Source organism: Actinotignum urematis (assembly GCF_051264595.1).
Classification (GTDB): Bacteria; Actinomycetota; Actinomycetes; order Actinomycetales; family Actinomycetaceae; genus Actinotignum; species Actinotignum timonense_A.
The window spans coordinates 1-732 of sequence record NZ_JBOZBG010000042.1 but is presented as its reverse complement, the minus strand read 5'-3'; the positions used below and the strand labels follow the sequence as shown (position 1 = coordinate 732).

The 732-nt window shown below is 54.0% G+C and carries 1 rRNA gene; it reads left to right on the top strand.

Annotated elements, in window-relative coordinates:
• A 23S ribosomal RNA gene (locus ACRQDJ_RS09255) occupies positions 1-732 on the top strand; the annotation flags it as partial.

Here is a 732-nt window from a genome sequence, read left to right as displayed (position 1 = left end):
TGGTTACTGACGTCAGCCAAACTCCGAATACCATGAAGTTGAGCGTGGCAGTGAGACTGTGGGGGATAAGCTTCATAGTCGAGAGGGAAACAGCCCAGATCGCCGGTTAAGGCCCCTAAGTGTGTGCTAAGTGGGAAAGGATGTTTAGTTGCTGTGACAACCAGGAGGTTGGCTTAGAAGCAGCCATCCTTGAAAGAGTGCGTAATAGCTCACTGGTCAAGTGATTGAGCGCCGACAATGTAGCGGGGCTGAAGTACACCGCCGAAACCGCGGCAGTAATTGTTTTTACTGGGTAGGGGAGCGTCCCGCATGAGGTGAAGCCGCAGTGTGAACTGGTGGTGGATTGTGTGGGAGTGAGAATGCAGGCATGAGTAACGTTTGGGAGGTGAGAATCCTTCCCGCCGTATGACTAAGGGTTCCAGGGGTAGGTTCGTCCTCTCTGGGTTAGTCGGGTCCTAAGGCGAGGCCGACAGGCGTAGTCGATGGGTGACCAGTTCTTATTCTGGTACCGGTTTTATTGCGTCCAGTGTCTTCTGCGTTGATGCTAACCATCCTGTCTACGCCATATAAGCAAGCATGGCTTTTGTTGTGTTTGTGGTTGGTGTGGGTGGCGTGGGGTCCTAAGTGTGGGAGGCAAGCGTGTTAACAGGTGTGACGCAGGGAGGTAGCTTCGCGTGCCTAATGGCTTGGCGCGTTTAAGGGTGTGGCCCGTCCTCTAGGTAAATCCGGGGG